Genomic DNA, 26,866 nt, shown 5'->3' with positions numbered 1-26,866 from the left:
TGACTGAAAGTCTTATATACTGGGCTATAACTGTGTTGGTATTGTGGAATATTGTGTATCTCTACAACAGTATTAAAAAGTATATAAATTTTATCGTCAAATAAACTCTTTTATACTTTTATTCATTTAAAATTTTCTGAACACGTAATAGGGGATTATACTGAGAACACTGAATTTGGTTATTAGCTGATGAAACGAAAGCACGGCAAAGCCCCCTGAAATTAAAGCCATATTGAGCTATTGGTAGAGATAGCCCGACAGTGTAATGAGAGCGTAACGAGGTGGCTGACCCGTTAACAGCCAAATTAATTACAATCCAGCAAAATCATTTTCCACTTGCAAGGCATAACCAATACGTAAAAGGCAAGTGCATAATCTTCCCAGTGTCGTAGCAAACACAGACATGTTGTGATTTAAGCATCGTGAACCGTTAGTCTAACGTGAGTTTATTTAGCTGCCAATAAATGTGTGGCGGACAAGTTCTACACATGGGCCAAAAGTACGGAATCAACCCAGGCCATATTCACCAAATATATTTTGTCTTATAATTTATATTATGTTAAATACAAACTAGCTTTTCCCAAATAGGAGTAGAAAAGCCCGTCCTCGTGCAAACGAAAACGGGCCTCTCCTTCTTCTAAAAAACAAAGGTTTACTTCTTGAGTTGCTCAAGACGAGCATTTAGGCGTTCCGAATCGGCAGTTCGGCCAAGTCGGAAATAGACCTTCTGCAAAGAAGACAAAGTATTCTTGTCCTGTGGCTGTAGCTCCAAGGCTTTTTCGAAATACGGCACAGAGGCTTGAAAATACTTCTTCCCGTCGGCCTCCAGCTTTTTGCCCGAAACATTATACGTTTTCAGGTCCATCTTGCTGGCTTTGGTGTATGCTTCAGCGGCTTTGTTGTAGTTATAAACGCCGAGGTTAAACTGGGCGTCGAAGTTGTTCGGGTCCAGTTCTACTGATTTCTTATAATCAGCCAAAGCCAAGTCCGTCTTTTTCTGCTGGTCATACATCGAACCCCGCACCGCGTAAAGGTTAGAATTAGACGGGTCGGCGGCAATGGCCTTGGTAATTTTATCCAGCGCATCGCCACCTTTACCAGTTGCCAGGGACAGGTTCAAATCCTCCAGCATAAAAGCCTTGTTATTGGGATAAGCCGCAAGCGCCTGTTGCAAAACTTTTGCAGCTTCGGCATCGTCTTTTTGCTGCTTTGCCATTTGGAATAGCCGTGAATACAGAGTCGCTGACTTGTAGTTCATTCCCAGCAATTGGTTGTAAGAGGCCTTAGCACCGGCATAATCCTGCTTGGCCTCATAGGCGTAAGCCGAATACAGAACGGCCGTTGTATCCTGTGGTTTGAGCTTAGAAGCCAGCTTGTAGTTCTCAATGGCTTTGTCGTAATCCTTGGCATTGTAGCTGTTCACCGCGTCGTTGAAAGCGTGGCCGTACAGGTTGTCGAGGCGGGCAACGGCTTGCTTACCGAACTCACCATCTTTCGTGTCCAGTTCAATCGTCTTAGCAAACGACTCATAAGACTTCTGAAGGCCTTCACCCGGCTGCAGTTGCTTGCCATAAATGGGGCTATCCAGCATGCCTTGGTAAATTTCGCCACGCGTGTACCACGTCTTGGCTTTGCCGCTGGTTTTCTCGTTGACAATGGCTTTGTCGATGTCTGTGCGGGCTTTGTCCAAAAGGCCCGAACGCTGATTTAAAATGGCGTTCGTGACAGCTGACGTCTGAGCTGAAACCGTTGCGGGCAGCCCCGCCACTAATGCTACGCCTACGGCGGCCGTCAAAAATGTCTTTTTCATAAAATCGGGAATGTGCCCTTCGTGAATATTCCGCGGCGTTGCCACCACGAACGTTTCACGCAAGGCGGAAAGGTTGAACATTAAGGGTGAATGTTAAGCTCCCCCAACCGCGCCTCAAACCCCGAGGTTGCGCGTTGAGTTCGCCAAAAATAAACGGGGCCGCCCAAATGGACCGCCCCGCTCCTACTTCAGCAACTATGCCAGGTCTTCGTCCTCGTCAGAATCCTGCTCATCATCCGCATCGTCGTCGTCCGAATCATCTTCTGATTCATCTTCCAACCTGTCCTCATCGTCCAGCACGTCATCATCGTTAGAATCGGCTAAAGTACTGATAACTTGTTGGCTGCCATCAGCGCCTACATCCCCATCGGCTGCTTCAACCAGCGCCGAGGCGGCGATGTATTCTTCTTTTTCCTCGGCCTCCACTTTGGCAACCGACGAAATCTCATCGTTGGCACTGATTTTTATCAGACGCACTCCTTGCGTGGCCCGGCCGATGGTCCGCAGCTCGCTCATCCGCAGGCGGATGGTGATGCCGGACTTATTAATAATCATGAGGTCATCGCCGTCGTTCACGTCCTTGATGGCCACCAGATTACCCGTTTTCTCGGTAATCTTCATTGCCCGCACGCCTTTGCCGCCGCGTTTGGTAACGCGGTATTCCTCAAGCTGACTGCGTTTGCCGAAGCCGTTTTCGCTCACTACGAGCAACTCCTGCGTCGGGTCGGCCACGCAGACCATGCCTACCACGCGGTTGCCGGGCACGTCTTCGAGGCGGATGCCGCGCACGCCGGCTGCAGCACGGCCCATCGAGCGGGCCTGGCTCTCGTTGAAACGAACCGCACGGCCCGTGCGCGAAGCCAGAATAACTTCTGCGTTAGGCGCCAGCAGCTGCACATCCAGAATCCGGTCGCCTTCGTTGATGGTGATGGCGTTGATGCCGGCCGTGCGCGGACGAGAATATGCTTCCAGCGGCGTTTTCTTCACCGTGCCCTGCTCGGTGCAGAACATCAGGAAGGTATTTTCGAGGTAGTCAGGGTCTTTTAGGCCGCGCACGTTGAGCACCGAACGCACTTTGTCTTCGCGCGGAATTTCGATGAGGTTCTGCAGCGGCAGGCCTTTGGTGGCCTTCCCTCCTTCCGGTACTTCGTACACCTTTAGCCAGAACACACGGCCAAGCTCGGTAAAGAACAGCAGATACTCGTGCGTGGTGGCCACGAACAAGTGCTCCGTGAAATCGTCCTTTTTCGAAATGGCCCCGCGCGAGCCGGCTCCTCCCCGGCCCTGGGCCCGGTACTCGTCCAGGTTGGTGCGCTTGATGTAGCTTTCGCGGCTGATGGTGATGACCATCGACTCGTCGGCAATCATGTCCTCGGTCGAAAAATCGCCGCCCTGGTAGTTGATTTCGGTGCGGCGGGCATCGCCGTAGCGCTCCCGTATGTCTTCCAGCTCGGTTTTGATGATGCCGCGCTGCAACACGTCTGATTCGAGCACCGATTTCAAGTAATCGATGAGCTTCATCAACTCGTTGTACTCGGCCACAATCTTGTCGCGCTCCAGGCCCGTAAGGCGCTGCAGACGCATATCCAGAATGGCGCGGGCCTGGACTTCGCTCAACGCGAAGCGCTCAATAAGCTGGCCGCGGGCTACTTCGGGGTCGCGCGAACCGCGGATAAGGGCAATGACTTCGTCCAGGTGGTCGAGCGCGATGAGCAGGCCCTCCAGGATGTGTGCCCGCTTCTGGGCTTCGGCCAGCTCGTACTTGGTGCGGCGAATAATGATTTCAGCCCGGTGCTCAACGAAGTAGTGGATGAGCTGCTGCAGGTTGAGCGTCATCGGGCGGCCTTTCACGAGGCACACGTTGTTGACACCAAACGAGCTTTGCAGCTGCGTGTACTTGTACAGGTTGTTGAGCACCACACTGGGCATGGCGTCGCGCTTGAGGTCGTAGACGATGCGCATGCCGTCGCGGTCCGACTCGTCGCGCATGTCCGATATGCCCTCAATCTTCTTGTCGTTGATAAGCGCGGCGGTTTTCTCAATCATCGACGCCTTGTTCACCATGTAGGGAATTTCGGTGACGACGATTTGTTCCTTGCCGGTTTTCGTGGTTTCAAACGTGGCTTTGGCGCGCATCACCACGCGGCCGCGGCCGGTTTCGAAGGCCTGCTTCACACCTTCGTAGCCGTAGATGATGCCGCCGGTGGGGAAGTCTGGCGCCGTCACGTACTGCATGAGCTCGGCCACCGTGATGTCGGGGTTGTCGAGGTAGGCAATGATGCCGTTTACGACTTCCGTCATGTTGTGCGGGGCCATATTGGTGGCCATGCCCACGGCAATGCCCGACGTGCCGTTGACCAGCAGGTTGGGGAACTTGGCGGGCATCACGCTGGGCTCTTCCAGCGAGTCGTCAAAGTTGGGCTGAAAGTCGACCGTGTCCTTGTCAAGGTCGCTCAGCATTTCATCCGAGAGGCGCTTGAGGCGGGCTTCGGTGTAGCGCATGGCAGCCGGCGAATCGCCGTCGACGGAGCCGAAGTTGCCCTGGCCGTCCACGAGCGGATAGCGCAGGCTCCAGTCCTGGGCCATGCGCACCATGGTGTCGTACACCGAACTATCGCCGTGCGGGTGGTACTTGCCCAACACCTCGCCCACGATACGGGCCGACTTTTTGTAAGACTTGTTGTAGCCCACGCCCAGCTCGCTCATGCCGTAGAGCACGCGGCGGTGCACGGGTTTCAGGCCATCGCGCACGTCGGGCAGGGCCCGGGAGATGATAACCGACATCGAGTAGTCGATGTACGCCCCGCGCATCTCGTCTTCGATGTTTATCGGAATGATTTTTTCGCCTTCCGCCATTGAGGGGGTTGATAGGCGGCTTCAGAAATACCCGTAAAAGGGACTTAAAAGCCGCAGGGTGAATGGTTCTTTATGTACGTGCGAAGATACGACAAAAAGGCCACAACGGCAAGCGCTGTGGCCTTTTTTGAGGGTTCGAGTAGGACTATTTCAACGTCTTGCTCTTGTCCAGCGGGTTCTTCCCGCCCTTAGGATTGTGGGTCTTGATTTTCTGCCCGATAGCCGGGTTTTGCATCTTCCAAAACGGCTGCCCGTGGTACTTCTGGCCGCTGTGCATGTGCACCTTCCGGACGTGGCACGACTCGATGGGACAGGTGCGGCAGCTCACGGCGCCCAACAGCAACAGGCAAAAACTCAGGCGCAAAATCAACTTCATGGCGCAAAGGTAAGGCAAGCGGTGCGGGGGGCGAACTCAGGCTGGGCCGCATCTGCTGCTAGGCCTGCCCTTCCCACTCAGCCAAAAAGCGCGCCACAAACGCTTCCATATAAGCGTGCCGCTCCTCGGCTACAGCGCGGGCAGCGGGCGTCTGGAGACGGTCTTTGAGGTGTAGCAACTTTTCGTAGAAGTGATTGAGGGTGGGCGCGGTGTTTTTTTGGTAGCTGGCGAAACTCTCGTGCACTACCGGCCGCACGGCCGGGTCGTGCAGGGCCCGGCCCTTGTGGCCGCCGTAGGCAAAAGCCCGGGCAATGCCAATGGCCCCAATGGCATCGAGCCGGTCGGCGTCCTGCACGAGCGCGGCTTCGAGCGAAGAAACGGGGGTTTCCACCCCCAGGCCTTTGAAAGACACCTCGCGGATGATGGTTTCGACGCGGGTGATGAGTTCTTCCGACGCGTGCTGGCTCTGGAGCCAGCCCCGGGCGGCGCGGGGGCCCGCTTCGTAGTCGCCGCCGTGGAACTTCCAGTCGGCGATGTCGTGCAACAAGGCCCCCAGTTCGGTAATTTCCGCATTCGCGGCCGGCGAGTTGGCGGCCAGCCGGCGGGCCATGAGCCACACGCGCCGGATGTGCGCCCAGTCGTGGCCACTGCCTTCATCGGCGAATTTTTGCTCGATGAACGCGGCGGTTGCGGGAATTAAATCCATAAAATCGGAGGTAGTTTAAAGCCGAAAGAACTCAGAATCGCTGCGCAAGTTAGCACCACCATTTGGCTTCGAATATCCAGAAGCCCCCGCCTCACGGTAACCGATTGGGCTGGTGAGTCGTTTCTTCGCACTTCATCGCTATCCTGCGCTCATGCTACTCCGCTCCTGCTTATCCGTGGCCCTGCTGGCCCCTCTCACCACGCTGCCCCAACTCGCGGCGGCCCAAACGCCGGCCGCGGCCGATACCACTCACAAATACCAGAACCCGACGGGCGCATCGGGGACCAGTAAAAAGTCATTTTTTAAGAGCAAGGGGTTTCGGGCCAGCATCGTACCGGCGGTGCTGATTGGCTACGGAGCCAGCACCATCTATGGAAATGGGCTGTATAGCTCGTACCAGGCCAAGCGCGCTATCCGAAGCGAGTTTGGCACCTATCGCAACCACATCGACGATTACCTGCAGTGGGCCCCGTATTTGGAGATTCCCGGGGTGCTACTGGCCGGCGTCGAATCGCGCAACGACCGGCTAAACCTGGCCCTAGTGGTGGCCAAAAGTGAGCTAATTATGCTGGGCTCGGTGTATATCGTGAAAACGCTGACCCATATTCAGCGGCCGGATTCCTCCGACCACCTCTCCTTCCCGTCGGGCCACACGGCCCAGGCGTTTCTGGCCGCCAGCATCGTCCACGCCGAGTTCCGCGACAAAAGCCAATGGTATGGCGTGGGCGCCTACGCGCTAGCCACCAGCGTGGCCGCGTTTCGAATGATAAACAACAAGCACTGGGAATCCGACGTGGTGGCCGGGGCAGGTTTTGGCATCCTGTCGGCGCACGTGGCCTACCTCTCCCACCGCAACCGCTGGGGCCGCAAACCCGGCGGCCGGGGCATCGGCGATACCAGTTTCGTGCCCATATGGAGCCCGGCAGGCGGCACGGGCTTGTGCTTTACCTGGCGACCAAGGTAGATTCAAATGGGACTTTGCAGCTTCAACAATTGGGATGGAACCGATGGGTAGCAATCAAAAGGGGCTTGCAAATCATTCGATTTGCAAGCCCCTTTTAAAACATGGAGCCGCCTGTCGGACTCGAACCAACGACCCTCTGATTACAAGTCAGAAGCTCTACCAACTGAGCTAAGGCGGCGGATTGGTGGTGCAAAAGTAAGCCTAGCTACCGCTTTTGCCAACGCTATTGACCATTAATTCAAAAAAAAGCGCCCCGATGAGATGCTCACCGGGGCACTTCTACGCTAAAGCCAACGGATTCAAGAACCTAGCTGCGAATCAATTTGAGCTGCTTTTTGAGCGCATCAATGCGTTTCTGACCTTCTGCAATACGGCCCTGGTATTCCTCGCGGAGCTGGCTGGCATTCTTGGAACGCGCGAAGAAGTCGAGGTTGGTTTGCAGAGTGGAAGCGTCGTTTTCCAATTCGTTGATTTCCTTGCGAAGCGCCATTTCCTTGCGCGACAGCTGCTGCTGGGCATGCGGACGCGCCTTGAGGCGGGCTACTTCCGTCTGGAACAGGAGTGCTGCACGGTCGTCGTAGCTCAGGCCCGGCACCTGGTCGAGGTACTTGCCCAGGAGCTTGAGCAGCTGTTCTTCGCTGGCGTCGCCGGTGCCGCGGTTGGGCTGCTCGTCGTTGGCATCGAAGGCGGCCGACCAGTCGGCCAGGATGGCGCGGAAACCCTCCAGTGTCCCGGGGTTGTCGGCATTAAGGCCCGCAACCTGCTCGGCTACGGTTTCGAGGTGCGCGGTTTGCTCGGCCGAGGCCTGCTGCACTTTCTCCTCACGCTGGCGGAATTCCTGCTTCGGACGCTCAAATACGGCGTCGCAAGCGGCGCGGAAGCGGTGCCAGAGCTTGTCGGCCAGCTTGTCGGGCACGCGGCCCACTTCTTTCCACTCCTTCTGCACCCGGATGATAACCTGACGCGCCGCGTCGTGGTCGGGGTTATTCTGGGCTTCTTCGGCCTGGTCGATGAGGGCCTGCTTGGCTTTCACGTTGGCCGACTTCTCGTTGTCGAGCGACTTGAAGAATTCGTTTTTGCGGTTGAAAAACGCCTTGTAGGCGGCCCAATACTGCTTGTTCAGCGCATCGGCCTGGGCGCGGGGCACGAGGCCGGCGGCTTCCCACTCGGCTTTAATTTCCTGGAGCTCGTCGGTTTTGGAGCGCCACAGATTCACACGGTCGGTGTCGAAGGTAGCAAAGGGCAGCACGCGCTCCAGCAGCGCCTGCTTCACCACGAGGTTGGCTTTCTCCACGGTCGAGCGCTGGTCCACAAACTCCTTGCGGCGCTGGTGCAGCACGTCGGAAGCGGCAATGAAACGCTGCCAGAGCGGCTCGCGCTGGTCGTTCGGCACCGGGCCGATGTTCTTCCAGTCGTCGTGCAGCTTGGTCAGCTCATCGAGGGCTTTGTTGATGCCGGGGGCATCGGCCAGGGCTTCGGCACGCTTAATAAGGCCTTCCTTGGCCTCCAGGTTACGGCGGCGGTCCAGGTCCTTCATCTGCAGGAACTGGCCCTGCTTGCTGTAGTAAATGTCGAGCAGGCCGTGGTAGGTGTCCCAAATCGACTGGCTGTCGGTTTGCGGCACGGCGCCGGTGGCCTTCCACTCGGCTTGCAGGGCCTTGAGCTTGGCTGAACTGTCCTTGGTTTCGGCCGCTTCCACGAGGCCGCGGAGCTGGTCGAGCAAGGCGCGCTTTTTAACGAGGTTGTCGCCGCGGCTGGCGTCTTCGGCTTTGGCGTCCTTGGCGCGGTTCTCGCGGAATTCCTGCAAAGCTTTGTTCAGCTCCTGCTGGCCTTCGGGCTGCTGGAATGCGAAGGCTTCGGCACCTTCGCCCCCGGCAGCAAACTTCTCGCGGGCGGCCGTGCGGGCCAAGCCCACGTTGGTCTCGTACTGGCGCGTGAGGTCCTGAATCTGCTTGCGGTTGCGGCGCGCATCGGGACGGCGGATAAGCTCCACCAGGTAGGCGGCCTGCGCGGGCAGGTCGAGGGCCGTGAAATCGGGGGCCGGCGTTTCAGAAACGTAAGTTTCTTCCGTTTCAGTGGATTCGGTCTCGCCGGTGGGCTCCCCTCCTGCCTCAATGGCGGCCACATTAGCGGGCGCGGCATTCAGCGGGGTTTCTTCCGAAGTGCTGAGGTGCGCCACGCCTTCGGGGGCATTTTCCAGGTCTTCGGCTGAATGCACCGTAACCGTAGGGACGGCCGGCGCGGAGTCTTCAACCGTCGTGGGCTCGCCCGTACCGCTGAGGCTGGTTTCGGGGTCGGCAATGGGCGCGGGGGTGGCGCTGGCAATCTGCTCCTGGGCGGGCAAGGCTTCGGGCATTGGGGTTTCAACCACGCTGGCGGCCATATCGGCGCCATAGTGAGCCACGGCGCGGGCTTGCGGAGCCGACATGTCATGGCCATCCACCGTGACCTCGTCGGGTACGTGGTGCGCCGTTTCTTCGGCCGCCTGGGCTTCGGGCGTACCGGGTGCGGGGGCACTGCCGGGCGCCGGAGCTGCCGGTGCTTCGGCAGGCGCTTCGGCCGTGCCGGCGCCTTCGGGCTCGTTGCCCGGGAGGGCGGGCGTGCCCTGGGCGGGTAGTTCGGTCTGGCCTTCGGCCGGCGCGGCTGGCGCAACAGCCTGGCCCGAACGGCTCTGAATTTCGGCCAGACGGCGTTGCAAAATGGTCATCCGGTCTTCGGCAGACTCGTTGGCGCCGCCGGCTTGCGGGGCAGTGGGGTTTTCTTCAGCAGCCATAAATCTTCGTAAAAGCCAGCCCAGGTACCGGGCCAGAGGAGCGCGCAAAAAAAAGTGGGAATGAAACTACAAAGAAGCCTCGGGGCGGCATCAATTCAAACGAGGGTCGACGGGGTAGTTGGCCAAAACCTTGAACCGCCCGCCTTTCTCCCGCAGAATGTCGCGCCAGAAGGCATCCGATGCCAAAGTAAACACTTTCCCGGCGCTTGCAAGGTGACGTATCCAACTCTGGGCCTGCATTTCGCCGGCCAACTGCCCCGCCGACCAGCCGGAGTAGCCGGCAAACAGCCGCACGTCATCGCCCGCAACCGCGCCGGTACTCATCAAGCCGAGCAGCAACTCAAAGTCGCCGCCCCAGTAAACTTCCTGACCCAAATCCTGCGCGCCGGGCAAATCGGAGCGGCGGTGCAGGTAATGCAAGGTGTTGGGCTCGACGGGGCCGCCCAGATAGATGGGCAGCTCACCCGCCACGGCCGACAGCTCGGGCGGCAGGTCGAGCACATCGCCCAGGGTGAGATTGGTGACGCGGTTGAGGACGAGGCCGAAAGTACCGTCCTCGGGTTCGTCGCGGCACAGCAGCACCACGCTCCGCTCAAAATTGGGGTCGCCAAGGAAAGGCTGGGAGATAAGCAGGGTTCCGGGACGCATGGCATGAAGATAAAAAGGTGAGGCAACGCAGCCCGGGGGCACCGCCGGGCCAAGCAAGGATAAGCCTTCGCAGCCGGTCGTAACTTGCGGCGACATTGCTGGGCGGCGTGCGCCCAGTGGGATTTAGTTAGACTGTGGGCCGGGCAAATTTGTTCCGTTGAACATAGCCGCTGAGGCGGCCCATTTAAGGTTGCGCGGCTGGCCGCACCACTCCCCATTTAAGATTCCTTGCTTCATGAACGACTCGCAGCTCGCCGATTTACGCAAAACCTATTCGCAGCGCACCCTCTCGGAGGCCGATGTGCTGCCCGATGCAGTCCGCCAGTTTCGGCAGTGGCTGGATGAGGCCCTGGCCGCCAAGCTCGACGAGCCGACGGCCCTGACCCTGAGCACGGTGGATGCGGGCGGACAACCGTCGTCGCGGGTGGTGCTGCTGAAAGGTTTGCCGGAGGATGCGGGCTTTCTGTTTTACACCAATTACGAGTCGCGCAAGGGGCAGGAACTGGCCCGGCAGCCGCTGGCGGCCCTCAACTTTTTCTGGCCCGGGCTCGAACGGCAGGTGCGCGTGGAAGGCCGGGTGGAAAAAGCGCCGGCCGAGATGTCGACCGAATATTTCCAGAGCCGGCCGCGCAGCAGCCAGCTCGGCGCCTGGGCCTCGCCCCAAAGCCAGGTAATTGGCAGCCGCGAAGAGCTGGAGGCGCGTGAACATGAGTTTGCCGAAAAGTTTGGGGCGCAAGACCCGCTGCCCCGGCCCGAAAACTGGGGCGGCTACATCCTGCGGCCGCACCGGGTGGAGTTCTGGCAGGGCCGCCCCAGCCGCCTGCACGACCGCATCGTGTATGAGTTGGAGGGCAATGCTTGGAAGCTTGCCCGGTTGGCACCCTGACAAAGAGGTTAGTTTGCGTGTTCACTGAGTACGCCACTCAATTTTACTGCCTTTCCGCAGGCCGGTAATCTTACCATTCATCCCGCAATACTTTTTTTCCATTGGCTGAAATTCAACCCGTGCGCGGCTGGCGCTACAACCCAACGCTAAGCGCCGACATTGACGCGTACGTATCGCCGCTGTTCGACGTGGTTTCGGACAAACAGCGGGAGGTGCTGTACCAGAATCCGCTGAATTCGATTCACCTCACCGTGCCGCGCGCCGATGACCCGGCTGAAGCGGCTGCCGAGCGCCTGGCCGAATGGAAAGCCAGCGGCGTGCTGCGGCAAGATGAATTGCCCGGCATTTATGCCTATTACCAATACTTCCGGCTGCCCGGCAGCACGTGGGAGTACTGCCGGAAGGGCTTCATGTGCCACATCCGGGCGTATGGCTGGGATGAAAACGTGGTGCTGCGCCACGAAAACACCCTGCCGGCGTCGGTGAATGACCGGGCCGAACTGCTGGCCCGCACCCAATTTCAGACCAGCGCCACCCACGGCCTGTACCGCGACGACGATTTTGAATTGGAAGCTTACCTGGATGAAGCCATGCGCTCGCCCCTCTACGAAACCGTGGAGGACTACCAGGGCGCGCGCGACGTGCTGGCCGTGATTCAGGACGCCGCCATCATCCGGCGGTTCCAGCAGGTGCTGGCTACGCGCGAGGTGATTCTGGCTGACGGCCACCACCGCTACGAGGGCTCGCTGGCTTACCGCCAGGCCCGCGAGCTGGCCGCCGACGGTACGGCCACCGGCCGCGAGCCCTGGAACTACCACCTCATGTACCTCACCAACGCGGCGGCCGACGACCTGCGGATATTGCCCACGCACCGCCTACTGCTCGAAATGCCCAACGGAGGCACCGTGGCCGATTTGGTTCGGGAAATGGAACCCTACTTTGTGGTGCAGCCCAAGGAAGACGCCCACGATTTGCCCGACATCATTGCCGGCAAGCAATGGGCTTTCGGGCTGTACGCGGCGGGCCGGGCCTACAAGCTGCGGCTGCGCCCCGAAGTTCACGCGCTGTTGAACTGGCCCACCACTGCGGAAGTAAAAGACCTGGACCTGACGGTTCTTCATTTCTTCGTTTTTCAGCAGGTGCTGGGCGTGATGGGCCTAGATGCCCAGCGGGCCTGGCCGGGCGTGGCTTATGTGCGCAGCCTACTCGACTGCCTGCAGCGCGTGGACCGCGGCGAGGCCGTGGCCGCCTTTATTGTGAATGAAGTGACCATGGCCGAGGTGGAAGCCGTGTGCCATTCCGGCGCTGTGATGCCCCCTAAGTCGACGTTTTTTTATCCCAAAACCATTGGCGGCTTTCTCTTCACCAGCATTGCCGACGACGAAGCGGGCAATCCGTTTGTCGAATTTTTCCAAGCCCCTGCCCTCTCCGCGTGAAACTCATTTTAGCTTCCAACTCCCCGCGCCGCCGTCAGCTGCTGACTGACCTGGGCTTGCGCTACGCAACCCGCCTAGTGGACGTGGACGAGGACTTCCCGGCCCACCTGCGCCGGGCCGAAGTGGCCGAGTACCTGGCCGCCCGCAAAGCGGCCGCCTACGTGGCAACCCTCGCCGCGGACGAAATTGTGCTCACCGCCGATACCATTGTGTGCCTCGACGACGACGTGCTGAACAAACCCGCCGACACGGCCGAAGCCACCGCCATGCTCACGCGCCTGCAAGGACGGGCACACGAGGTGTTCACGGGTGTGTGCCTGCGCTGCGGCGACGGGCGCGAAGTGGTGTTCTCCGACCAGACGACGGTCCACTTCCGCCCCCTTTCCCCGGCCGAAATCGCCCATTACATCGCCACGGCCCAGCCCTTTGACAAAGCCGGCGCTTACGGCGCCCAGGACTGGATTGGCATGGTGGGCGTGACGCGGCTCGAGGGTTCCTACTTCAACGTGATGGGCCTGCCGGTACACCGGGTGTGGACGGAGCTGGAAAAACTGATTGGCCCACCCGCGGCCTTGCAGGGTGCAGCCAGCCCCGAAACCAGCCAGCTTTAATGGACGAGCAGCTACCTATTCGTTTCCCATTTTGGCTACTGTTGGGATTGTTGGTCTTGGGCAGCTGTGCCGGCTACGCGGCCTTGGTGCTGAGCACCGTCGACTGGGGTGAAGCCCGGTCGCTGGACTTCATTTTCCCATTTTACGGGTGGCGCACCCGACCATTCACAGCTGCCGATTTTAACCTCTTGCGCCAGAGCCTGGGCCTGACGGCAACCGTAGGGGCCGTTGTGTTAGCGGCACTGGTAAGCAACGCTGCGGCCCGCCGTGAGCTGCAGCAGCTGCGTGGGGAAGCGGCTGTAAGCTGGTGCCACCTACGCCAGGGCTTGCAAATGACTGGCCGGGAGCGACGCTGGGCAATGGTGCTTTTTGCCGTGCTCACCGTGTTGCGGCTTTATTTCAGCCTGACCAATCCGGAATACGATGACGCCGTTTCTTACGAGGTTTTCGTCAATAAGGGACTATTTGCGACCACCGCTTACTACCCCATTCCGAACAACCATGTGTTCTCCAACACCATCAGTTGGGTGTTTTATCAGGTCAGCGCTGATTTCTGGTGGTGCATGCGCCTGCCCGTCTTACTCATCAGTACCGTGGCCACGCTGGGGTGGTTTGCCGCCCTCAAGCCCCGTATTGGGTTTCGGGCTGCCACTATTGCCACCGCGGCCTTTGCCTGGCTGCAGCTCAGCCTGTACCATGCCGGAGTCGGGCGCGGGTATTGGTTGGTTATCGGACTGGCAGGCATCGTCTTTTTTTGCACCCTGCGGCTAACGGAGGCCACACCCCGGCCCCGCGCGGCTTGGGTGGCGCTGGCAGCGGCGGGCATTTTGGGTTGCTACACCGTGCCCACATTTGCTTACGTGCTGGCCTCGGCATTTTCATGGCTGGGGCTTTGTTTCATCCGCAAGGGACGTTGGCGTCAGCTGTTCTTTGCGGGCTTGATTGGCGGGCTGATTGGCCTCGGCACTGCACTGCTTTACGCGCCGCTGCTGCTCGTTTCGGGCTTCGACAAGTTTGTGGGCAACGGCTACGTGGCCGCTTTGGAACCGTCGGTTTTCTGGGCGGGCCTGCCGGCTTACATCTGGCACAATGAAGGTTTTCTGGCCGGGCAGCGCACGCTGGGGGCGCTGATAACCTTGCCCATTCTGGCACTGACTGGGTTGCTGTTTTACCTGGCTCATACTGGCCAGTTGCCAGCGGAGCACGCCCAACGGCTGCGGCGGGTGGGCCGGCCGGCTTTGTGGTTTGTGGCCCTGCCCTACGGGGTAATCCTTTTTCAACACGTTTTCCCGCCCGAGCGGGTAATGCTCTATAAGGCCTGCTTTTTCTTTATTCTGCTCGGCCTGGTCGTGGATTGGTTGCTGCTACGCTGGCCTGCTTCCCAGCCGTTGCGCCGGGCACTGGTAATGCTTGCCATCGGCTTTGCGGCTTACGAATCCTACTCGGTTATCCGGGTGAACCCTGCCGCCCGCAGCACCAATGGCGCCTACTACGCCGCCCTGCACTGGCTGAGCACCCAGCCTGCCAGCACGGTGCTGGTACCCGAGCCCACCCACAATCTGTTCTTCCGGTTTTACGCCCACTCCCGGGAGCGCCAGCGCCCCTGGCACTTCGACAACCTCCAGCAGCCCCACGCGCGCTACCGCTACGTGGTGGCATTCCCTAACGACCGGGGATTCTTTAAGCCCCGGTTTCCGTTTGCGCCGGCCTACCACAACTCCGAAGTCGACATTTACGTGGTTCCGCCGAATTATCCCCTTCAAGCCAACGCCTGGCGGCACGACTAGCACCTAACCCCGCGCAACCAAAGCAATACCGGCCACAATCAGCACCAGCCCACCCAACTGGGCCAATGAAAGGGTTTCGCGCAGAAAGGCCAGGCCCATCAGCGCCGTGAGCAGCACCGAGCCCCCCACAATAATGGGCGTGCCCACCGACGCGTTTACGCCGCGCTGAAACACCGCGAAGGTCAGGATTTCGGCCAGCCCCACCCCCAGCCCGGCCAAAGCCGCCAGCCCCAGCCCGCGCGGGCTCAGCGGCAGCGGCGCGCCTTGCAGCTTGAGGTGCAGCAGCCACCCGGCTCCCAATGCGGCGGCCACCAGCTGCAATACCACCGCGCCCACGGCCGGCGGCAGATGATTAGAAGCCAGCTTAATGAACAGGTTGTAGAGCGCTAGGCAAAAAGCAGTGAGCAGGGCAAGCGGCAGCCAGTTCATACGCGACGGAATTAAACCAGTTGGTAATTGCGGTATTCGCCCAGGCGGTAGCCGGTGGCTTGCTCCAACCAGTGCTTCAGCCGGTCTTTGAGGCGGTAGCGGTTGCGGGACATGTCGTGGTCATACTGCCAGTTTTGCTCCCGAATGCGGCCCGCCATCACGGCCGGATGGGTGCCGGTGAAGCGCTGCAGCGAATCAACCTGGCTGTAGTCGAACTCGGCGGCGGGCGCCACGTTCTGGGCCACCCAGTCGTCGGAATGCCACAGTTTATTGAAGGTTTCCTGCTTGCGCTGCATGGCGGCGGGCGCCTTCACCCAGCCGTAATGGTGTACGGTGGCGTCGAGGAGTTTCACGCACAGCTTTTGGTTATCGGCCTTGCGGAAGCCCTGCGCGTCGCGGTACGAATACACGCCGATGCCGGGCCGCACGATGCGAATTTCGCGGCGGTACCAACGGTAGGAGTCGCCCACGTAGTCGTAGGAGCCATAAAAGTGGCGGTAGTTCAGCAGCAGGCCATCCACGGTTTTATCGTTCTTCCACCGCTCCATGCCGGCCCGGATGGCCGGGTAATCGGCCTCGTGCAGCACCTCATCGGCCTGCAGGTAAATGGCCCAGTCGGCATCGGCGGGAACGGCGGCCAGGGCCTTGTCGGTTTCCACGGCCAGCACCCGGCCGCCCTCGCGCAGGGAGTCATCCCAGGTGGTTTCGATGATGCGGATTTTAGGAGAATTGAGGCCTCTGACCAGGGCTAGGGTTTCGTCTTCAGAATTGCCGACGGCTACGACTACTTCATCGCACAGCGGCAGCAACGAATTGATGCTTTCGACGGCTGGATAATCGAATTTAACGGCGTTGCGGATGAAGGTGAAGCCGACGACTCTCATAAGCACTTCTTCTAACTGTATGTCATCATTTAGTGGTATCCCACTGGTAATATCGGCGAGGAAATCCCTCTTTCTCATAACGTTTTTGCATCAGGTGCTGTAAGCCAGAGCCATAAACAAGAAACGTGAGTATCAGAAAAAACACGGGCAGCAACATGCGCAATACTGTGTTTCCAACAAGCGAGGCGCGAAGGCAAACAATTGCCAGCACAAGCCAAACCGCCAACGCAGCAAACGCCATAACCGGAGCCATCCCAGTGATTAAACTGACATGAGTTCCAAGTAGCGCCATGGCCAAAGCAAGCGCTATTGCCGCTCCGGCGAGTAACTTTCTCACCGCAGCTTCTCTTTCAAAATCTCGAGCTCCACGGCCGGCGAAATCCGCTCATACAGAATGTTATAAGCCGCTTCCGTAATCGGCATGGTCACCTTGAGCTTTTTGTTTAGCTCGTGGATGGACTTTACGGCGTAGTAGCCCTCGGCCACCATGTTCATTTCCAACTGCGCCGATTTTACGGAATAGCCCCGGCCCACCATGCTCCCGAAAGTGCGGTTGCGCGAAAACTGCGAGTAGGCCGTCACCAGCAAATCGCCGAGGTAGGCCGAGGCCGACAAGTCGCGCGGCTGCGGGTTCATGGCCTGCAGGAAACGGCGGATTTCCTGCACCGCGTTGCTCACCAGCACGGCCAGGAAGTTGTCGCCGTAGCCCAGGCCGTGGGCGATGCCGCCGGTGAGGGCAATGATGTTTTTCATCACCGCGCAATACTCGATGCCGTCGAGGTCGGCGGCCGGGTGGGCGCTCACGAAACGGTTACGCAGCAGCTCGCAAAACTCCAAGGCCAGCCCCGCGTCGGGCGAGCCGATGGTGAGGTAGCTCTGCTTTTCCAGCGCCACTTCTTCGGCGTGGCACGGCCCGGCGATGACGCCCAGCTGGTGCCGCCCCAGCCGGAACCGCTCGGCCACGTAGTCGGTCACGAGCTGGTTTTTACCCGGAATCATGCCCTTGATGGCCGACACCACGCGCTTGTGCTTCAGCGCGTCGCGGTCGAGCTTATCGAGCACCGGCTGCACGAAGGCGGCGGGCACGGCCAGCACCAGCCAGTCGGCCTCCTCAATGGCATCCTCCAGGTCGGTGGTGGGGTACACGCGGTTCAAATCGAACTGCACCGCCGAGAGGTAGCGCGGGTTGTGGCGGGTGCGCAGCAGGTGCTGCACGTCGTCCTTCGAGCGCAGCCACCAGTCGACGCGCGCGCCGTTTTCGCTGAGAATCTTCGTAAGCGCAGTGGCCCAGGAGCCGCCGCCGAGCATGGCAATTTTTTCCAAGAGAAGAGCAATTGGGGTGGGAAGTCGGACGCAAAGAAAGCACGAACGTCATGCCGCGCGGCGCACAGCATGACGTTCGGGGCAGGCAGCAGGCCGGTTGGGCCTTATTTGTCGGCGTCGGGGCTATCTTTCAAGGCCTCTTTGTTCAGCGTCTTTTCATCCTTAATGTCGACCACTGCTTTGTCCTTAAGCGTCTTGGACACGGCCCGAAACGGCCCGCTCACCACCTGGTCGCCGGCCTGCACGCCGCTCAGGATTTCAATGCTCTGGAAGTCGCTGATGCCGGTTTTCACGGGCGTCATCACCGCCTTGCCGTCTTTCACGAGAAACACCACTTCCTGAATTTCGGCTTTGGCCGTCGGCTTTTCCACCACCCGGCCCTTGGTGGGGCCGGCCTCATCAGCCTTCTTTTCCGCCTTTAGGGCCGCCGAATCGGAGCGCGTCGTCACAGCGGCCAGCGGCACACTCAACACACCGTTTTTGCGGTCGGTAATGATGTCGACCGAAGCCGTCATGCCCGGGCGGAACGGCACGATGGTTTGGCCGCGCACGGTGCGCACCAAGTGCTTGTAGCTCTCCGGCAGCAGCCGGATGCGCACCTCGAACTCGGTCACCGCTTCGGTGGTGAGGGCGTCTTTGGCCGTGTTGGCAATGTTGGTGACGAGGCCGCGGAACTTCTCGTCCGTGCTGCTGTAAGCGTCTACTTCCACTTCCACCGAGTCGCCAAGGTTCACGTTGTTCACGTCGTTTTCGTTCACGTTCACGCGCACCTCCATGTTGTTGAGGTTGGCGATGCGCATGATTTCGGTGCCGGCCATTTGGGTGGTGCCCACCACCCGCTCACCTTTTTTCACGTTAAGCTTGCTCACCGTGCCGCTCACCGGGGCGTAGATGGTGGTTTTGTTGAGGTTTTTGCGAGCTTCTTCCAGCGAGGCCGAGGCGGCGTTCACGGTGCTTTGCGAGGCCCGGATTTGCTGGCGGGCACTGTTGATTTCTTCCTGCGAGGCATTGTAGGCCGCCTGGCTGGCCTCGTAGTCGGCCTGCGAAATCACTTTCTGCTTATACAGCGAAGCGTTGCGGCGGTAGGTGAGCTCCGTCTGTTTGGCCGAAGCCATCAGTTGCTGCAGGCGGGCCTGGGCCTGGCCTACGTTGGCGCGCTGGGTGCCCACCTGGGCGCTTTGCATGTTCACCTGGGCCTGGTAGTTGTCGGGCCGAATGCGCAGCAGCAGCTGGCCTTTCCGCACCGAGTCGCCTTCCTGCACATATAGCTCGGTGATTTCGCCCGATACGTCAGGCGAAATTTTCACCTCGGTCTCGGGCTGCACCTTGCCCGAGGCGCTTACTTTTTCTACGATGTTGGCGGGTCCGGCTTTCGATACCAGCACTTCCACGCCGGCGGCTTTGCCCACCCAGCCTTTTTTCTTGGCGACGGAGTAGCCCACCATCAGCACGAGCACCAGTCCCAGGAGAATGTAGAGTAAACGGTTGTTTTTCATAAGGTTTCATTCAACATTTATCAGTTAACATTCAACAGCCTATCTGCTTATCAGCCAGAAAACAACGGTCTGTTAAATGATAAATGCTACTTGTTAAATGATTAAAGAGAAAGAGGCTTGCCCTGATAAAAATCGAGCACCTTGCGCCGGAAAATGTAGCTGTACTTGGCCTGAATGCGGTTCGATTCGGCGAAAGTCAGGTTGTTTTTGGTGATGTTGAACTCGGTGCCGTTGAGCAGGCCGTTGTTGAAGCGGATTTCCGAGTTGCGCTGCGTGAGCGTGAGGGCCATTACCTGACGTTTGGCGGCGGCGTACTGCAGCTGGGCGGCGCGGGCATCGGCGTAGGCCTGCTCGATGCTTTGGCGCAGCGTGAGGCGGGCCTGCTCGGCGCGCACGCTCTGGGCCTGCTCGTTGATGATGGACCGCTGCACGCCTGTGCGCACCTGCAGGCCGTTGAATACCGGAATGTTGAGCGAGAACTGAATCTGCTGGCCCAGGTTCTTGTTTAGCTGGTCCCAGAAGCCTTGCGGCAGGCTAATGATGTTTCGCTGGTAAGTTGTCACGGTGAGCGGGGTCTGCACCCCGCCGTTGTTCACAAAAAACGTGGAGCGCCGGGCCGTCGAGTCGTTGCCAATTGACGTAACCGTGCGCACCGACGAATAGCCCGAAAACACCTGCCCCGTCAGGGCCAGGCGCGGGTAGTAGCCGCCGCGGGCCAGGTCGGTGCCGCGCCGTGCGCTCTCCACCCGCAGCTCGGCCGCCTTGATTTCGGGCAGCCGGCCTGCGGCGCTTTGGTAGGTTTGGTCCAGGTCGAGCGCCAACGGCGACTCCTCGTCGGGGTCGGGAAACTGCGGCACCTCAATCTCGAAGTTTTTGGCCGTTGAGGCGTCGAGGTTAAGCAACTGCATCAGCGAGAGCCGGGCCAGGGTGGCCTGGTTTTGGGCCGTCACCACATTCAACTCATCGGTGGCCAGCTGCGACTGGCTGTCGAGCAGCGTGCTCTCCGGTATGCTGCCGGCTTTGAGCAGAATTTTGGTGCGCGTAATCTGGGCGTTGTCGCTTTCCACTCGCGTCTGGTTCGCCCGCACCAGCTCCTGAGCCAGCACCAGCTGCAGGAAAGCTGAGGCTACGTTCAAACTCAGGTCGTTACGTGCCTTTTCGATGTCGGCCAGGCTGGCCTTGTAGTCCAAGTCATTGCGCTTGATGGTATTGCGCAGCTGAAAACCCTGAAATAGCGTGACCTGCGCCACGCCCGCCAGGTTATTGGCCCGCACCGTGTTGCTCTGAAACTCGAAGGTGAGCGGGTTCACGCTCGTGCCATACTGCCAGCTCTGCGAGGCGCTCAGGTTGGCCGAGGGCAGAAGCGCGGCCCGGCTCTGGCGCAGCACCTGCGCGTTGTTTTGCGCCTGCAGCTCACTCAGGCGCACGTTGAGGTTGTGGGCCAGGGCGTAGTCCACGGCCCGTTGGAGCGACCAGGGGCCGGTGGGCACCTGGGCCGCGTTGCTGAGGGCGCTGGCCGGCGGGGCGGCCGTTGTTTGGGCCCTCGCGGCAGGGGCCAGCAGCACGGTGGCCGCCAGCCCAGCCAGCGCCCGGCGCCGGAGCGCCGAAGAAGTAGTCCGTCGTTTCATCTTGCAGAAAAGTGGGGTGTCGGAGAAAGAGTAATCGGCAAATTTCGGTTTTTATTACACCGGCCGCGCTAGTCCAGCGTCGGAATGTAAGTAATGCGCTGCACCCAGCTCAGCTGCTGCAGGTAAGCCAGCGTTATTTCCTTGATGGGGCTATCCATCTCGATAAACTGCCGGGCGGCGTCGTTGCGGCCCTTGCGGCTCACAAACATGGTGGCAATGTTGCACTGGTCGTGGGCAATGACGGACGCAATAAAAGCAATGGAGCCGGGCACGTCGTTGGCATCGATGATGAGCGTGTGCAGCGAGCCCGAAAAATCGGCCGGAAAACCGTCCACCTCCACGATGCGAATCACGCCGCCGCCGCGGCTCTGGCCCACCACTTCCACGCGGTGCCCGGTGGCGCCGTCCAGCAGATTCAGCTTGATGGTGTTGGGGTGCATGGTGGAGGCATTGCCCACGCTTTGGAACGTAAACTGCAAGCCCGCTTCGGCCGCGTGGTCGAAGGCCGTGCGGATGCGGGTGTCGTCGGGCGCGTAGCCCAGCAGGCCGGCTACAATGGCGCGGTCGGAGCCGTGGCCTTCGTAGGTGCGCGCAAACGAGTTGTAGAACGTGATGACCGCCTCGGTGGGCAGCGCGCCCAGAATGCGGATGGCCGCGCGGGCAATGCGCACCACCCCCGCCGTGTGCGACGAGCTCGGCCCAATCATCACCGGACCAATCATATCAAAAATACTGGATTTTTCGGCCATGCGCGGGGCTCTGCTGGAGGATTGCGGGGCTAAAAGTAGCGGATGGCGCCTGAATCCGGGCCAACCGCCCCGGCGCCGGACAGGCCGGCGCGTGCGGCCGGGCCATAATTGGCCCGGTATCTGAGGGGCAAAGACGGCGGGAAAGCAGAACCGTTGCAAATTGTTCGGCACGCCGCTTACTATTGGTCATTGTAACCACAGTATTTTGACGATATTTGTCGCGCCTCCACCCAAGGCATTTCCCCACCTCACCCCACCCTCCCCCAACATGTCCGCCCCTCCCGCCCCGGACGAATTTTCTCCGGCCGTGCTGGCGCAGTTGCGCCGGCTTCAGGAAAAATACGTCCCCGACGGCCAAGACCTGGCCGCTTACCTTGAAGGCCTCTACCACGCCAAGTACATCAACTACTGGGATTATATTGAGTTAGACACGTTACTCTCCCTGCAGCGCCCGCTCACCAACCTGCCCGATGAGCGGATTTTCATCATGTACCACCAGATTTCGGAGCTATATTTCAAGCTCTGTCTCTGCGAGTACGAGCAAATTGGTAACCTCCAAAAGCCCACGCTGGGCGAAGTGGTGCTCCGCCTGGGCCGCATCAACCGCTATTTCGATAACCTCATCGATTCCTTCGATGTGATGGTGGACGGGATGGACAAGCAGCAATTTCTCGATTTCCGCATGGCACTCATGCCGGCGTCGGGCTTTCAGAGTGTGCAATACCGTATGATTGAGATTGCCAGCACCGCCCTCGAAAACCTCACCGACCAGGTGAAGCGCCAAACCCTGGGCGAGGCCTCGGCCCATGATTTTGACCAGCTCCTGGGCTGTATCTATTGGAAAGCGGGTGCCACCATCGAATCCAGCGGTGCCAAAGCCCTCACCCTCATTGAGTTCGAGCGCAAGTACACGGACGACCTCGTGCGCCACGCCGCAGCTTTCCACGACCGCAACGTGTGGGCCGTGGTGCAGCGCCTGCCCGCCGAGGACCAGCACCACCCCCGCCTGGTGCGCGCCATGCGCCAACTCGACGTGAGCGTGAACGTGAACTGGCCCCTGATGCACTTCAAATCGGCGGTGCGCTACCTGCACCGCAACCCGACCGACGTGGCCGCCACCGGCGGCACCAACTGGCGCAACTACCTGCCTCCCAAGTTCCAGCGCCGCATTTTCTACCCGCAACTCTGGAGCCAACAGGAACTCGACGACTGGGGCAAGGGCTGGGTGGAAAGCGTACTGGAAGAAGGCGTAGGCGTGTAGTTGCCCGTTCTATTCTCCGATATTCAGGCGGTGCCTTATGCTGGATAAACGCTGGATAGCGGTAGCGTTAGCCTTGAGCAGCTCTTGGCCCGCACACGGCCAAGCCCAACTGGCCAATGTGTATCATGTAGATAACCAACAAGGCGTGGTTTTCCTATACGCGGAAAACCACGCCTTTGTGCCTTACACGATATTCCTCAAGGCGCAACTGGTGAATATGCGGAGCACCGACCCACTGCCCCTGCGCTTGGTAGTATTTCCGGCCAAGCAGCCCCAGCTCCTGACGACGTTTACCTACACGCCGGGCCAGGTGTATTCCTACCACTACGATTACCCGGCCCAGCTAGGCATTTATTCTTCGCGCCCCGCCGACACGACCTACGTGTACGGCTTTCCGTGCGATTCGGTGAAAACCCTTCGGACTGGCGCAACAGCGGCTAAGGGCAAGAGCCCGGGCAGCACGCACCACGATTACCGGTTCGATTTACCAGCGGGCCAGCCCGTGCTTGCGGCCCGCAGCGGCATTGTGGTCAACTACCGGGAAGATTGCGCTAGGAATACCCGGTCCAAAACCAATTTTATCACGGTGTTTCATGAGGACGGCAGCTATGCCAATTACCTCAATATTGCCCCGAGCAGCGTGGGCCTGTCCATTGGCCAGTACGTGACAAAGGGCCAGCGCCTGGCCACCTCGGACGCAGGCCACAAGCCCACACCCTTGCTATTTGTGGTGGGCTACCCGGGCGAAACCGCGCCATTGGAACTGCCGGTTCGCTTCGGCCGCCAAAACCAGGAGCCGGCCCGGCCGTAAACCCCAGCGCCACGTGCCCGGTCTTACCTGGGTGAGCCGCCGCCATGAACGAATCTGAACAGAAAATCATCGACACCTCCCTCGACCAAGCCCGTACCCTGCACGAAAACATCCGGCAAATGTGGGATGGCGATACGCTGGCTACATTTTATTACGGCGTGATTTCCGGCACCATTGCCCGCAACGGGCCCGAGGTAGCCAAGGCCCTTTCGGCCATGCTCGCCGAGGTGTATGCCAATACCACCAAGTCCCACGTTGACTTGGGTAAGCTGGCCAACGGCTTCGCCAATGGCCAAACGGATGGCTCGTCCGCCACGGTTGAAACTACCTGAGTTGGTTTAATCGTGGTTCATCCGGCCTTTTTCGGCCCGGGTTTCGCCCATGCGCCAGTACACAAGCAGGGAAATCAGGGCGCAGGTGGTGACGTACCAATAGAACCATTCTTCCACGCCCTGGTCTTTGGCAAATAGGGCTACGTATTCGGCCGTGCCGCCGAAAATGGCCACCGTGAGCGCGAAAGGCAAGCCCACGCCCAGCGCACGGATTTCGGTGGGAAAAAGCTCCGCTTTCACCACGGCACTGATGGACGTGTAGCCGCTGACTACAAACAGCGCAGCTACCAACAAGCCCGCCGCCACCCAGGCATTGTGCGTTTGGGCCAGGGTACGCAGCAGCGGCACCGTGCCCAACGTGGCACCAATGCCAAACATGAGCAGCACCGGACGCCGCCCCACCCTATCGGATATGGCCCCCAGCAGCGGCTGGAACAACAAAGCAACTGTCATCACCCCAAACGAAATCAGTGTGGCCGACTCCTTGGAAAAACCCGAGGTGTTGACCAGGAATTTCTGCGCATAGGTGGTGTATGTATAAAAAGCCAGGGTGCCACCCAGCGTAAGGCCAACCACCGTGAGTACGGCTTTGGGGTATTGCAATAACACTTTTAGCTGGCTGGGCCGGGTACGCGCGGGCAAGGTTTCGTCATCTGCTTCGGGCCGGCCGTGCTGTTGCTGCTCGGCAAAGGCCGCCGTCTCGCCCATGTGCGTGCGCAGGTACAGGGCACCCAGGGCGGCTACGGCCCCAATCACAAACGGAATACGCCAGCCCCATTCGCCCAACTGCGCCGGCGACAGCACCTGCTGCAAGCCCAATAGCACCACCAAAGCCAGTAGCTGCCCACCCATCAAAGTCAGGTACTGAAAGCTGGACCAGAAACCGCGGTGCTGCGCCCCGGCCATTTCGCTCAGGTAAGTGGCCGAAGTGCCATATTCGCCGCCCACGCTCAGGCCCTGCACCAGCCGGGCCAGCAGCAGCAGTGCAGGCGCCAGCACGCCAATGCGGGCATAGCCGGGGGCCGCGGCTATCAGCAGCGAGCCGCCAGCCATGAGCCGCACCGAAAGCAGCAGCGCCGCCCGGCGGCCGTGCCGGTCGGCATACGCGCCCAGCAGCCAGGCACCCAAAGGACGCATCAGAAAGCCCACGGCGAAGATGGCGGCGGTATTCAGCAGCTTGGCTGTGTCGTTGCCGTTGGGGAAGAAAACCGGCGCGAAGTAGAGCGCGAAGCCCGAGTAAGCATACCAGTCGTACCATTCGACCAAGTTGCCGATGGAGCCACTTATAATGGAACGGAGCCGGGAGATGGGCGCTTCAGTTGGAGTCATGCAGCAAAGAAGGCGATATCGATTCAGTATTTCGCTGTTCCACTTTCCAGGACGGTTGAGTTTATACGAGAAAAATCTTACTCGCATTTCGCGGCATATTGTCCCCCTTTATTACCACTACTGCTTGAATCTTAACTTTGCAGGAAGCAAGGGTCTTGCCATTGACACTGAAGGATAGCCACCTTTCAAATTACACAAATGTTAAAACAAGAATTAGAGATTCTCCTTTCCCCAGCGCTGGCATTTGACGAATTTGCGCGATACGAAGCCCTTCTAAACCAAGCGGGCCTGCGCCCCGGGGAAGCCGATTATGTACATTTACGCAGGCGGTCTATTGATGCCCGTGGCCGCCAGCCACTGGTACGGCTCCGCGCGGACATTTACCGAAATGGCACACCCGCCGACTTATTTGGACCCTGGTTTGTTTATCCAAATGTTAAACAAGATGCACGTCGGGTTTTGATTGTTGGCGCCGGTCCGGCAGGCCTTTTCGCTGCCTTACGCTGCTTGGAACTGGGCCTGAAACCCATCGTTTTGGAACGTGGATTGGACGTGCGCGCCCGCCGGCGCGACCTCGCGGCCATCAACAAGGACCATTTGGTGAATACGGATTCCAACTATTGTTTTGGCGAAGGTGGGGCAGGCACGTACTCCGATGGCAAGCTTTATACCCGGGCCACCAAGCGCGGCGACGTGGGCCGCGTGCTTCGGCGGCTAGTGCAGCACGGCGCCACGCCCGACATCCTGGTGGATGCCCACCCCCACATCGGCACCAACAAACTGCCGGCCGTGGTGCAGGCTTTGCGCGAGGCCATCATCGACGCCGGCGGCGAGGTGCGATTTGGGACGCGCGTGATGGACTTGGTGCTGGACCAGAACCGGCTGCGGGGCGTTGTCACGGTGGCGGGGGAAATGCTGGAGGCCGAGGCCACCATTCTAGCCACCGGCCACTCGGCCCGTGATATTTATGAGTTGCTTGACCGGCGCGGGGTACTCATCGAGGCCAAGCCGTTTGCTATGGGCGTGCGGGTCGAGCATCCGCAGGAGCTGATTGACCGGGCCCAATACCGGCAGGCCGACCGTGGCTTGCTGCCCGCCGCGTCGTATTCGCTGGTGCACCAAACCGAAGTGCAGGGCCGGCAGCGCGGGGTGTTTTCGTTTTGCATGTGCCCCGGCGGGTTCATCGTGCCGGCGGCCACGGCGCCCGGCGAGGTGGTGGTGAACGGCATGTCGCCGAGCCGGCGCGACTCGCGCTTTGCCAACTCCGGTATTGTGGCCGCTGTGGAGCTGGAAGATTTGGATGTGCGGCAGTATGGTGCCCTGGCTGGCCTGCGCTTCCAGCAGGCGCTGGAGCAGCGGGCGTGCCAGGCCGCAGGTGGCACGCAGCAGGCCCCGGCTCAGCTACTCGGCGACTTTCTAAAGAAAAAAACATCGGGCCAACTACTCGATACCTCCTACCAGCCGGGGCTGGTGTCGGTACGCATGGACGACGTGCTGGGCCCCGTGCTGGCCGAGCGGCTACGCCGGGGCTTTCAGGATTTTGGCCGCAAAATTCCGGGTTATGCCACCAACGCGGCCCAGATTGTGGGTGTGGAAAGCCGGACTTCGGCGCCGGTGCGCATTCCGCGCGACAAGGATACGTTGCAGCACCCGGTGGTGCGGGGCCTGTTTCCGTGCGGCGAAGGCGCGGGCTACGCCGGCGGCATTGTGTCGGCGGCGATGGACGGCGAGCGGTGCGCCGAAGCGGTTTTGGCCGTTTTGTCGTAGAAGT

The 26,866-nt window shown here is 59.8% G+C and carries 23 protein-coding genes and 1 tRNA gene; 9 read left to right on the top strand and 15 right to left on the bottom strand.

Features of this window, described 5'->3' with window-relative positions:
- Positions 1-652: 652 nt before the first annotated feature.
- From Q4S41_RS09505 to Q4S41_RS09490, 4 genes are all read right to left on the bottom strand, one after another.
- Entirely contained in the window at positions 653-1,891 is a 1,239-nt protein-coding gene (locus tag Q4S41_RS09505) for a tetratricopeptide repeat protein (protein ID WP_305030883.1), read from the bottom strand.
- A 114-nt stretch (positions 1,892-2,005) separates the two neighbouring features.
- Positions 2,006-4,666, bottom strand: coding sequence for a DNA gyrase subunit A (gyrA, locus tag Q4S41_RS09500; protein ID WP_305030882.1), 2,661 nt, complete (start codon positions 4,664-4,666; stop codon positions 2,006-2,008).
- Between the two features lie 145 nt (positions 4,667-4,811).
- Positions 4,812-5,042 (bottom strand): hypothetical protein, encoded by a 231-nt coding sequence (locus Q4S41_RS09495; protein ID WP_305030881.1) that lies wholly within the window; start codon positions 5,040-5,042, stop codon positions 4,812-4,814.
- Between the two features lie 58 nt (positions 5,043-5,100).
- Complete coding sequence (locus Q4S41_RS09490) at positions 5,101-5,748, bottom strand: HD domain-containing protein (RefSeq protein WP_305030880.1); 648 nt, start codon at positions 5,746-5,748, stop codon at positions 5,101-5,103.
- Positions 5,749-5,899: 151 nt separating this feature from the next.
- Between Q4S41_RS09490 and Q4S41_RS09485 the strand changes: the two genes are divergently transcribed.
- A complete protein-coding gene (locus tag Q4S41_RS09485; protein ID WP_305030879.1) occupies positions 5,900-6,712 on the top strand; it encodes a phosphatase PAP2 family protein in 813 nt (270 codons plus the stop codon).
- Between the two features lie 102 nt (positions 6,713-6,814).
- On the opposite strand, the gene Q4S41_RS09480 is transcribed toward Q4S41_RS09485, so the two are convergent.
- The 3 genes from Q4S41_RS09480 to Q4S41_RS09470 all read right to left on the bottom strand — a co-directional run bounded on the left by Q4S41_RS09480 (position 6,815) and on the right by Q4S41_RS09470 (position 10,133).
- Positions 6,815-6,890: transfer RNA gene (locus tag Q4S41_RS09480), tRNA-Thr, on the bottom strand.
- Positions 6,891-7,019: 129 nt separating this feature from the next.
- A complete protein-coding gene (locus Q4S41_RS09475) occupies positions 7,020-9,485 on the bottom strand; it encodes a DUF349 domain-containing protein (RefSeq protein WP_305030878.1) in 2,466 nt (821 codons plus the stop codon).
- Positions 9,486-9,575: 90 nt separating this feature from the next.
- Entirely contained in the window at positions 9,576-10,133 is a 558-nt protein-coding gene (locus Q4S41_RS09470; RefSeq protein WP_305030877.1) for a YqgE/AlgH family protein, read from the bottom strand.
- Positions 10,134-10,368: 235 nt separating this feature from the next.
- Between Q4S41_RS09470 and pdxH the strand changes: the two genes are divergently transcribed.
- From pdxH to Q4S41_RS09450, 4 genes are all read left to right on the top strand, one after another.
- Positions 10,369-11,019: a pyridoxamine 5'-phosphate oxidase gene (gene pdxH / locus Q4S41_RS09465; protein ID WP_305030876.1), complete on the top strand. Its 651-nt coding sequence runs from the start codon at positions 10,369-10,371 to the stop codon at positions 11,017-11,019.
- A 101-nt stretch (positions 11,020-11,120) separates the two neighbouring features.
- Complete coding sequence (locus Q4S41_RS09460; protein ID WP_305030875.1) at positions 11,121-12,455, top strand: DUF1015 domain-containing protein; 1,335 nt, start codon at positions 11,121-11,123, stop codon at positions 12,453-12,455.
- On the top strand, positions 12,452-13,066 hold the full coding sequence (locus Q4S41_RS09455) for a Maf family protein (RefSeq protein WP_305030874.1): 615 nt from the start codon (positions 12,452-12,454) through the stop codon (positions 13,064-13,066). Before Q4S41_RS09460 ends, Q4S41_RS09455 begins: the two co-directional genes overlap by 4 nt.
- A 56-nt stretch (positions 13,067-13,122) precedes the next feature.
- Positions 13,123-14,853: a hypothetical protein gene (locus tag Q4S41_RS09450; protein WP_305030873.1), complete on the top strand. Its 1,731-nt coding sequence runs from the start codon at positions 13,123-13,125 to the stop codon at positions 14,851-14,853.
- A 3-nt stretch (positions 14,854-14,856) separates the two neighbouring features.
- Here Q4S41_RS09450 and Q4S41_RS09445 read toward each other — a convergent pair whose 3' ends face one another.
- From Q4S41_RS09445 to sdaAB, 7 genes are all read right to left on the bottom strand, one after another.
- On the bottom strand, positions 14,857-15,282 hold the full coding sequence (locus Q4S41_RS09445) for an EamA family transporter (protein WP_305030872.1): 426 nt from the start codon (positions 15,280-15,282) through the stop codon (positions 14,857-14,859).
- Positions 15,283-15,293: 11 nt separating this feature from the next.
- A complete protein-coding gene (locus tag Q4S41_RS09440) occupies positions 15,294-16,166 on the bottom strand; it encodes a glycosyltransferase family 2 protein (protein ID WP_305030871.1) in 873 nt (290 codons plus the stop codon).
- A gap of 25 nt (positions 16,167-16,191) precedes the next feature.
- Positions 16,192-16,503, bottom strand: a complete 312-nt coding sequence (locus Q4S41_RS09435; protein WP_305030870.1) for a hypothetical protein — start codon at positions 16,501-16,503, stop codon at positions 16,192-16,194.
- Positions 16,500-17,489 carry an NAD(P)H-dependent glycerol-3-phosphate dehydrogenase gene (locus tag Q4S41_RS09430; protein ID WP_305030869.1) on the bottom strand — a complete coding sequence of 330 codons (990 nt, stop codon included), beginning with the start codon at positions 17,487-17,489 and terminating at the stop codon, positions 16,500-16,502. Before Q4S41_RS09430 ends, Q4S41_RS09435 begins: the two co-directional genes overlap by 4 nt.
- A gap of 104 nt (positions 17,490-17,593) precedes the next feature.
- Complete coding sequence (locus Q4S41_RS09425; protein ID WP_305030868.1) at positions 17,594-18,985, bottom strand: efflux RND transporter periplasmic adaptor subunit; 1,392 nt, start codon at positions 18,983-18,985, stop codon at positions 17,594-17,596.
- A 101-nt stretch (positions 18,986-19,086) separates the two neighbouring features.
- Positions 19,087-20,613 (bottom strand): TolC family protein, encoded by a 1,527-nt coding sequence (locus tag Q4S41_RS09420; RefSeq protein ID WP_305030867.1) that lies wholly within the window; start codon positions 20,611-20,613, stop codon positions 19,087-19,089.
- Positions 20,614-20,681: 68 nt separating this feature from the next.
- Positions 20,682-21,362 carry an L-serine ammonia-lyase, iron-sulfur-dependent subunit beta gene (sdaAB, locus tag Q4S41_RS09415; protein ID WP_305030866.1) on the bottom strand — a complete coding sequence of 227 codons (681 nt, stop codon included), beginning with the start codon at positions 21,360-21,362 and terminating at the stop codon, positions 20,682-20,684.
- 268 nt (positions 21,363-21,630) lie between these two features.
- On the opposite strand from sdaAB, the gene Q4S41_RS09410 reads away from it, so the two are divergent.
- From Q4S41_RS09410 to Q4S41_RS09400, 3 genes are read left to right on the top strand one after another with little or no spacing between them, the layout of a single operon-like run.
- Positions 21,631-22,623, top strand: coding sequence for a tryptophan 2,3-dioxygenase family protein (locus Q4S41_RS09410; RefSeq protein WP_305030865.1), 993 nt, complete (start codon positions 21,631-21,633; stop codon positions 22,621-22,623).
- Positions 22,624-22,660: 37 nt separating this feature from the next.
- On the top strand, positions 22,661-23,434 hold the full coding sequence (locus Q4S41_RS09405; protein WP_305030864.1) for a M23 family metallopeptidase: 774 nt from the start codon (positions 22,661-22,663) through the stop codon (positions 23,432-23,434).
- A 44-nt stretch (positions 23,435-23,478) separates the two neighbouring features.
- Positions 23,479-23,766 (top strand): hypothetical protein, encoded by a 288-nt coding sequence (locus Q4S41_RS09400; protein ID WP_305030863.1) that lies wholly within the window; start codon positions 23,479-23,481, stop codon positions 23,764-23,766.
- 6 nt (positions 23,767-23,772) lie between these two features.
- Here the strand turns inward: Q4S41_RS09400 and Q4S41_RS09395 are convergent, their stop codons facing one another.
- Complete coding sequence (locus Q4S41_RS09395; RefSeq protein WP_305030862.1) at positions 23,773-25,095, bottom strand: MFS transporter; 1,323 nt, start codon at positions 25,093-25,095, stop codon at positions 23,773-23,775.
- A gap of 198 nt (positions 25,096-25,293) precedes the next feature.
- Here Q4S41_RS09395 and Q4S41_RS09390 point away from each other — a divergent pair, with 198 nt between their 5' ends.
- Complete coding sequence (locus Q4S41_RS09390; RefSeq protein ID WP_305030861.1) at positions 25,294-26,862, top strand: NAD(P)/FAD-dependent oxidoreductase; 1,569 nt, start codon at positions 25,294-25,296, stop codon at positions 26,860-26,862.
- Positions 26,863-26,866: the final 4 nt, after the last annotated feature.

This window comes from Hymenobacter convexus (genome assembly GCF_030580955.1).
Taxonomy (GTDB): domain Bacteria; phylum Bacteroidota; class Bacteroidia; order Cytophagales; family Hymenobacteraceae; genus Hymenobacter.
The sequence above is the reverse complement of the archived record's forward strand: the minus strand, read 5'-3'. Positions and strand labels throughout refer to the sequence as shown.

Coding starts and splice junctions, on each gene's coding strand:
- Q4S41_RS09505 (WP_305030883.1), bottom strand. CDS start 1,891: ATGTTCAACCTTTCCGCCTTGCGTGAAACGTTCGTGGTGGCAACGCCG.
- gyrA (WP_305030882.1), bottom strand. CDS start 4,666: ATGGCGGAAGGCGAAAAAATCATTCCGATAAACATCGAAGACGAGATG.
- Q4S41_RS09495 (WP_305030881.1), bottom strand. CDS start 5,042: ATGAAGTTGATTTTGCGCCTGAGTTTTTGCCTGTTGCTGTTGGGCGCC.
- Q4S41_RS09490 (WP_305030880.1), bottom strand. CDS start 5,748: ATGGATTTAATTCCCGCAACCGCCGCGTTCATCGAGCAAAAATTCGCC.
- Q4S41_RS09485 (WP_305030879.1), top strand. CDS start 5,900: ATGCTACTCCGCTCCTGCTTATCCGTGGCCCTGCTGGCCCCTCTCACC.
- Q4S41_RS09475 (WP_305030878.1), bottom strand. CDS start 9,485: ATGGCTGCTGAAGAAAACCCCACTGCCCCGCAAGCCGGCGGCGCCAAC.
- Q4S41_RS09470 (WP_305030877.1), bottom strand. CDS start 10,133: ATGCGTCCCGGAACCCTGCTTATCTCCCAGCCTTTCCTTGGCGACCCC.
- pdxH (WP_305030876.1), top strand. CDS start 10,369: ATGAACGACTCGCAGCTCGCCGATTTACGCAAAACCTATTCGCAGCGC.
- Q4S41_RS09445 (WP_305030872.1), bottom strand. CDS start 15,282: ATGAACTGGCTGCCGCTTGCCCTGCTCACTGCTTTTTGCCTAGCGCTC.
- Q4S41_RS09440 (WP_305030871.1), bottom strand. CDS start 16,166: ATGAGAGTCGTCGGCTTCACCTTCATCCGCAACGCCGTTAAATTCGAT.
- Q4S41_RS09425 (WP_305030868.1), bottom strand. CDS start 18,985: ATGAAAAACAACCGTTTACTCTACATTCTCCTGGGACTGGTGCTCGTG.
- Q4S41_RS09420 (WP_305030867.1), bottom strand. CDS start 20,613: ATGAAACGACGGACTACTTCTTCGGCGCTCCGGCGCCGGGCGCTGGCT.
- sdaAB (WP_305030866.1), bottom strand. CDS start 21,362: ATGGCCGAAAAATCCAGTATTTTTGATATGATTGGTCCGGTGATGATT.
- Q4S41_RS09410 (WP_305030865.1), top strand. CDS start 21,631: ATGTCCGCCCCTCCCGCCCCGGACGAATTTTCTCCGGCCGTGCTGGCG.
- Q4S41_RS09405 (WP_305030864.1), top strand. CDS start 22,661: ATGCTGGATAAACGCTGGATAGCGGTAGCGTTAGCCTTGAGCAGCTCT.
- Q4S41_RS09400 (WP_305030863.1), top strand. CDS start 23,479: ATGAACGAATCTGAACAGAAAATCATCGACACCTCCCTCGACCAAGCC.
- Q4S41_RS09395 (WP_305030862.1), bottom strand. CDS start 25,095: ATGACTCCAACTGAAGCGCCCATCTCCCGGCTCCGTTCCATTATAAGT.
- Q4S41_RS09390 (WP_305030861.1), top strand. CDS start 25,294: ATGTTAAAACAAGAATTAGAGATTCTCCTTTCCCCAGCGCTGGCATTT.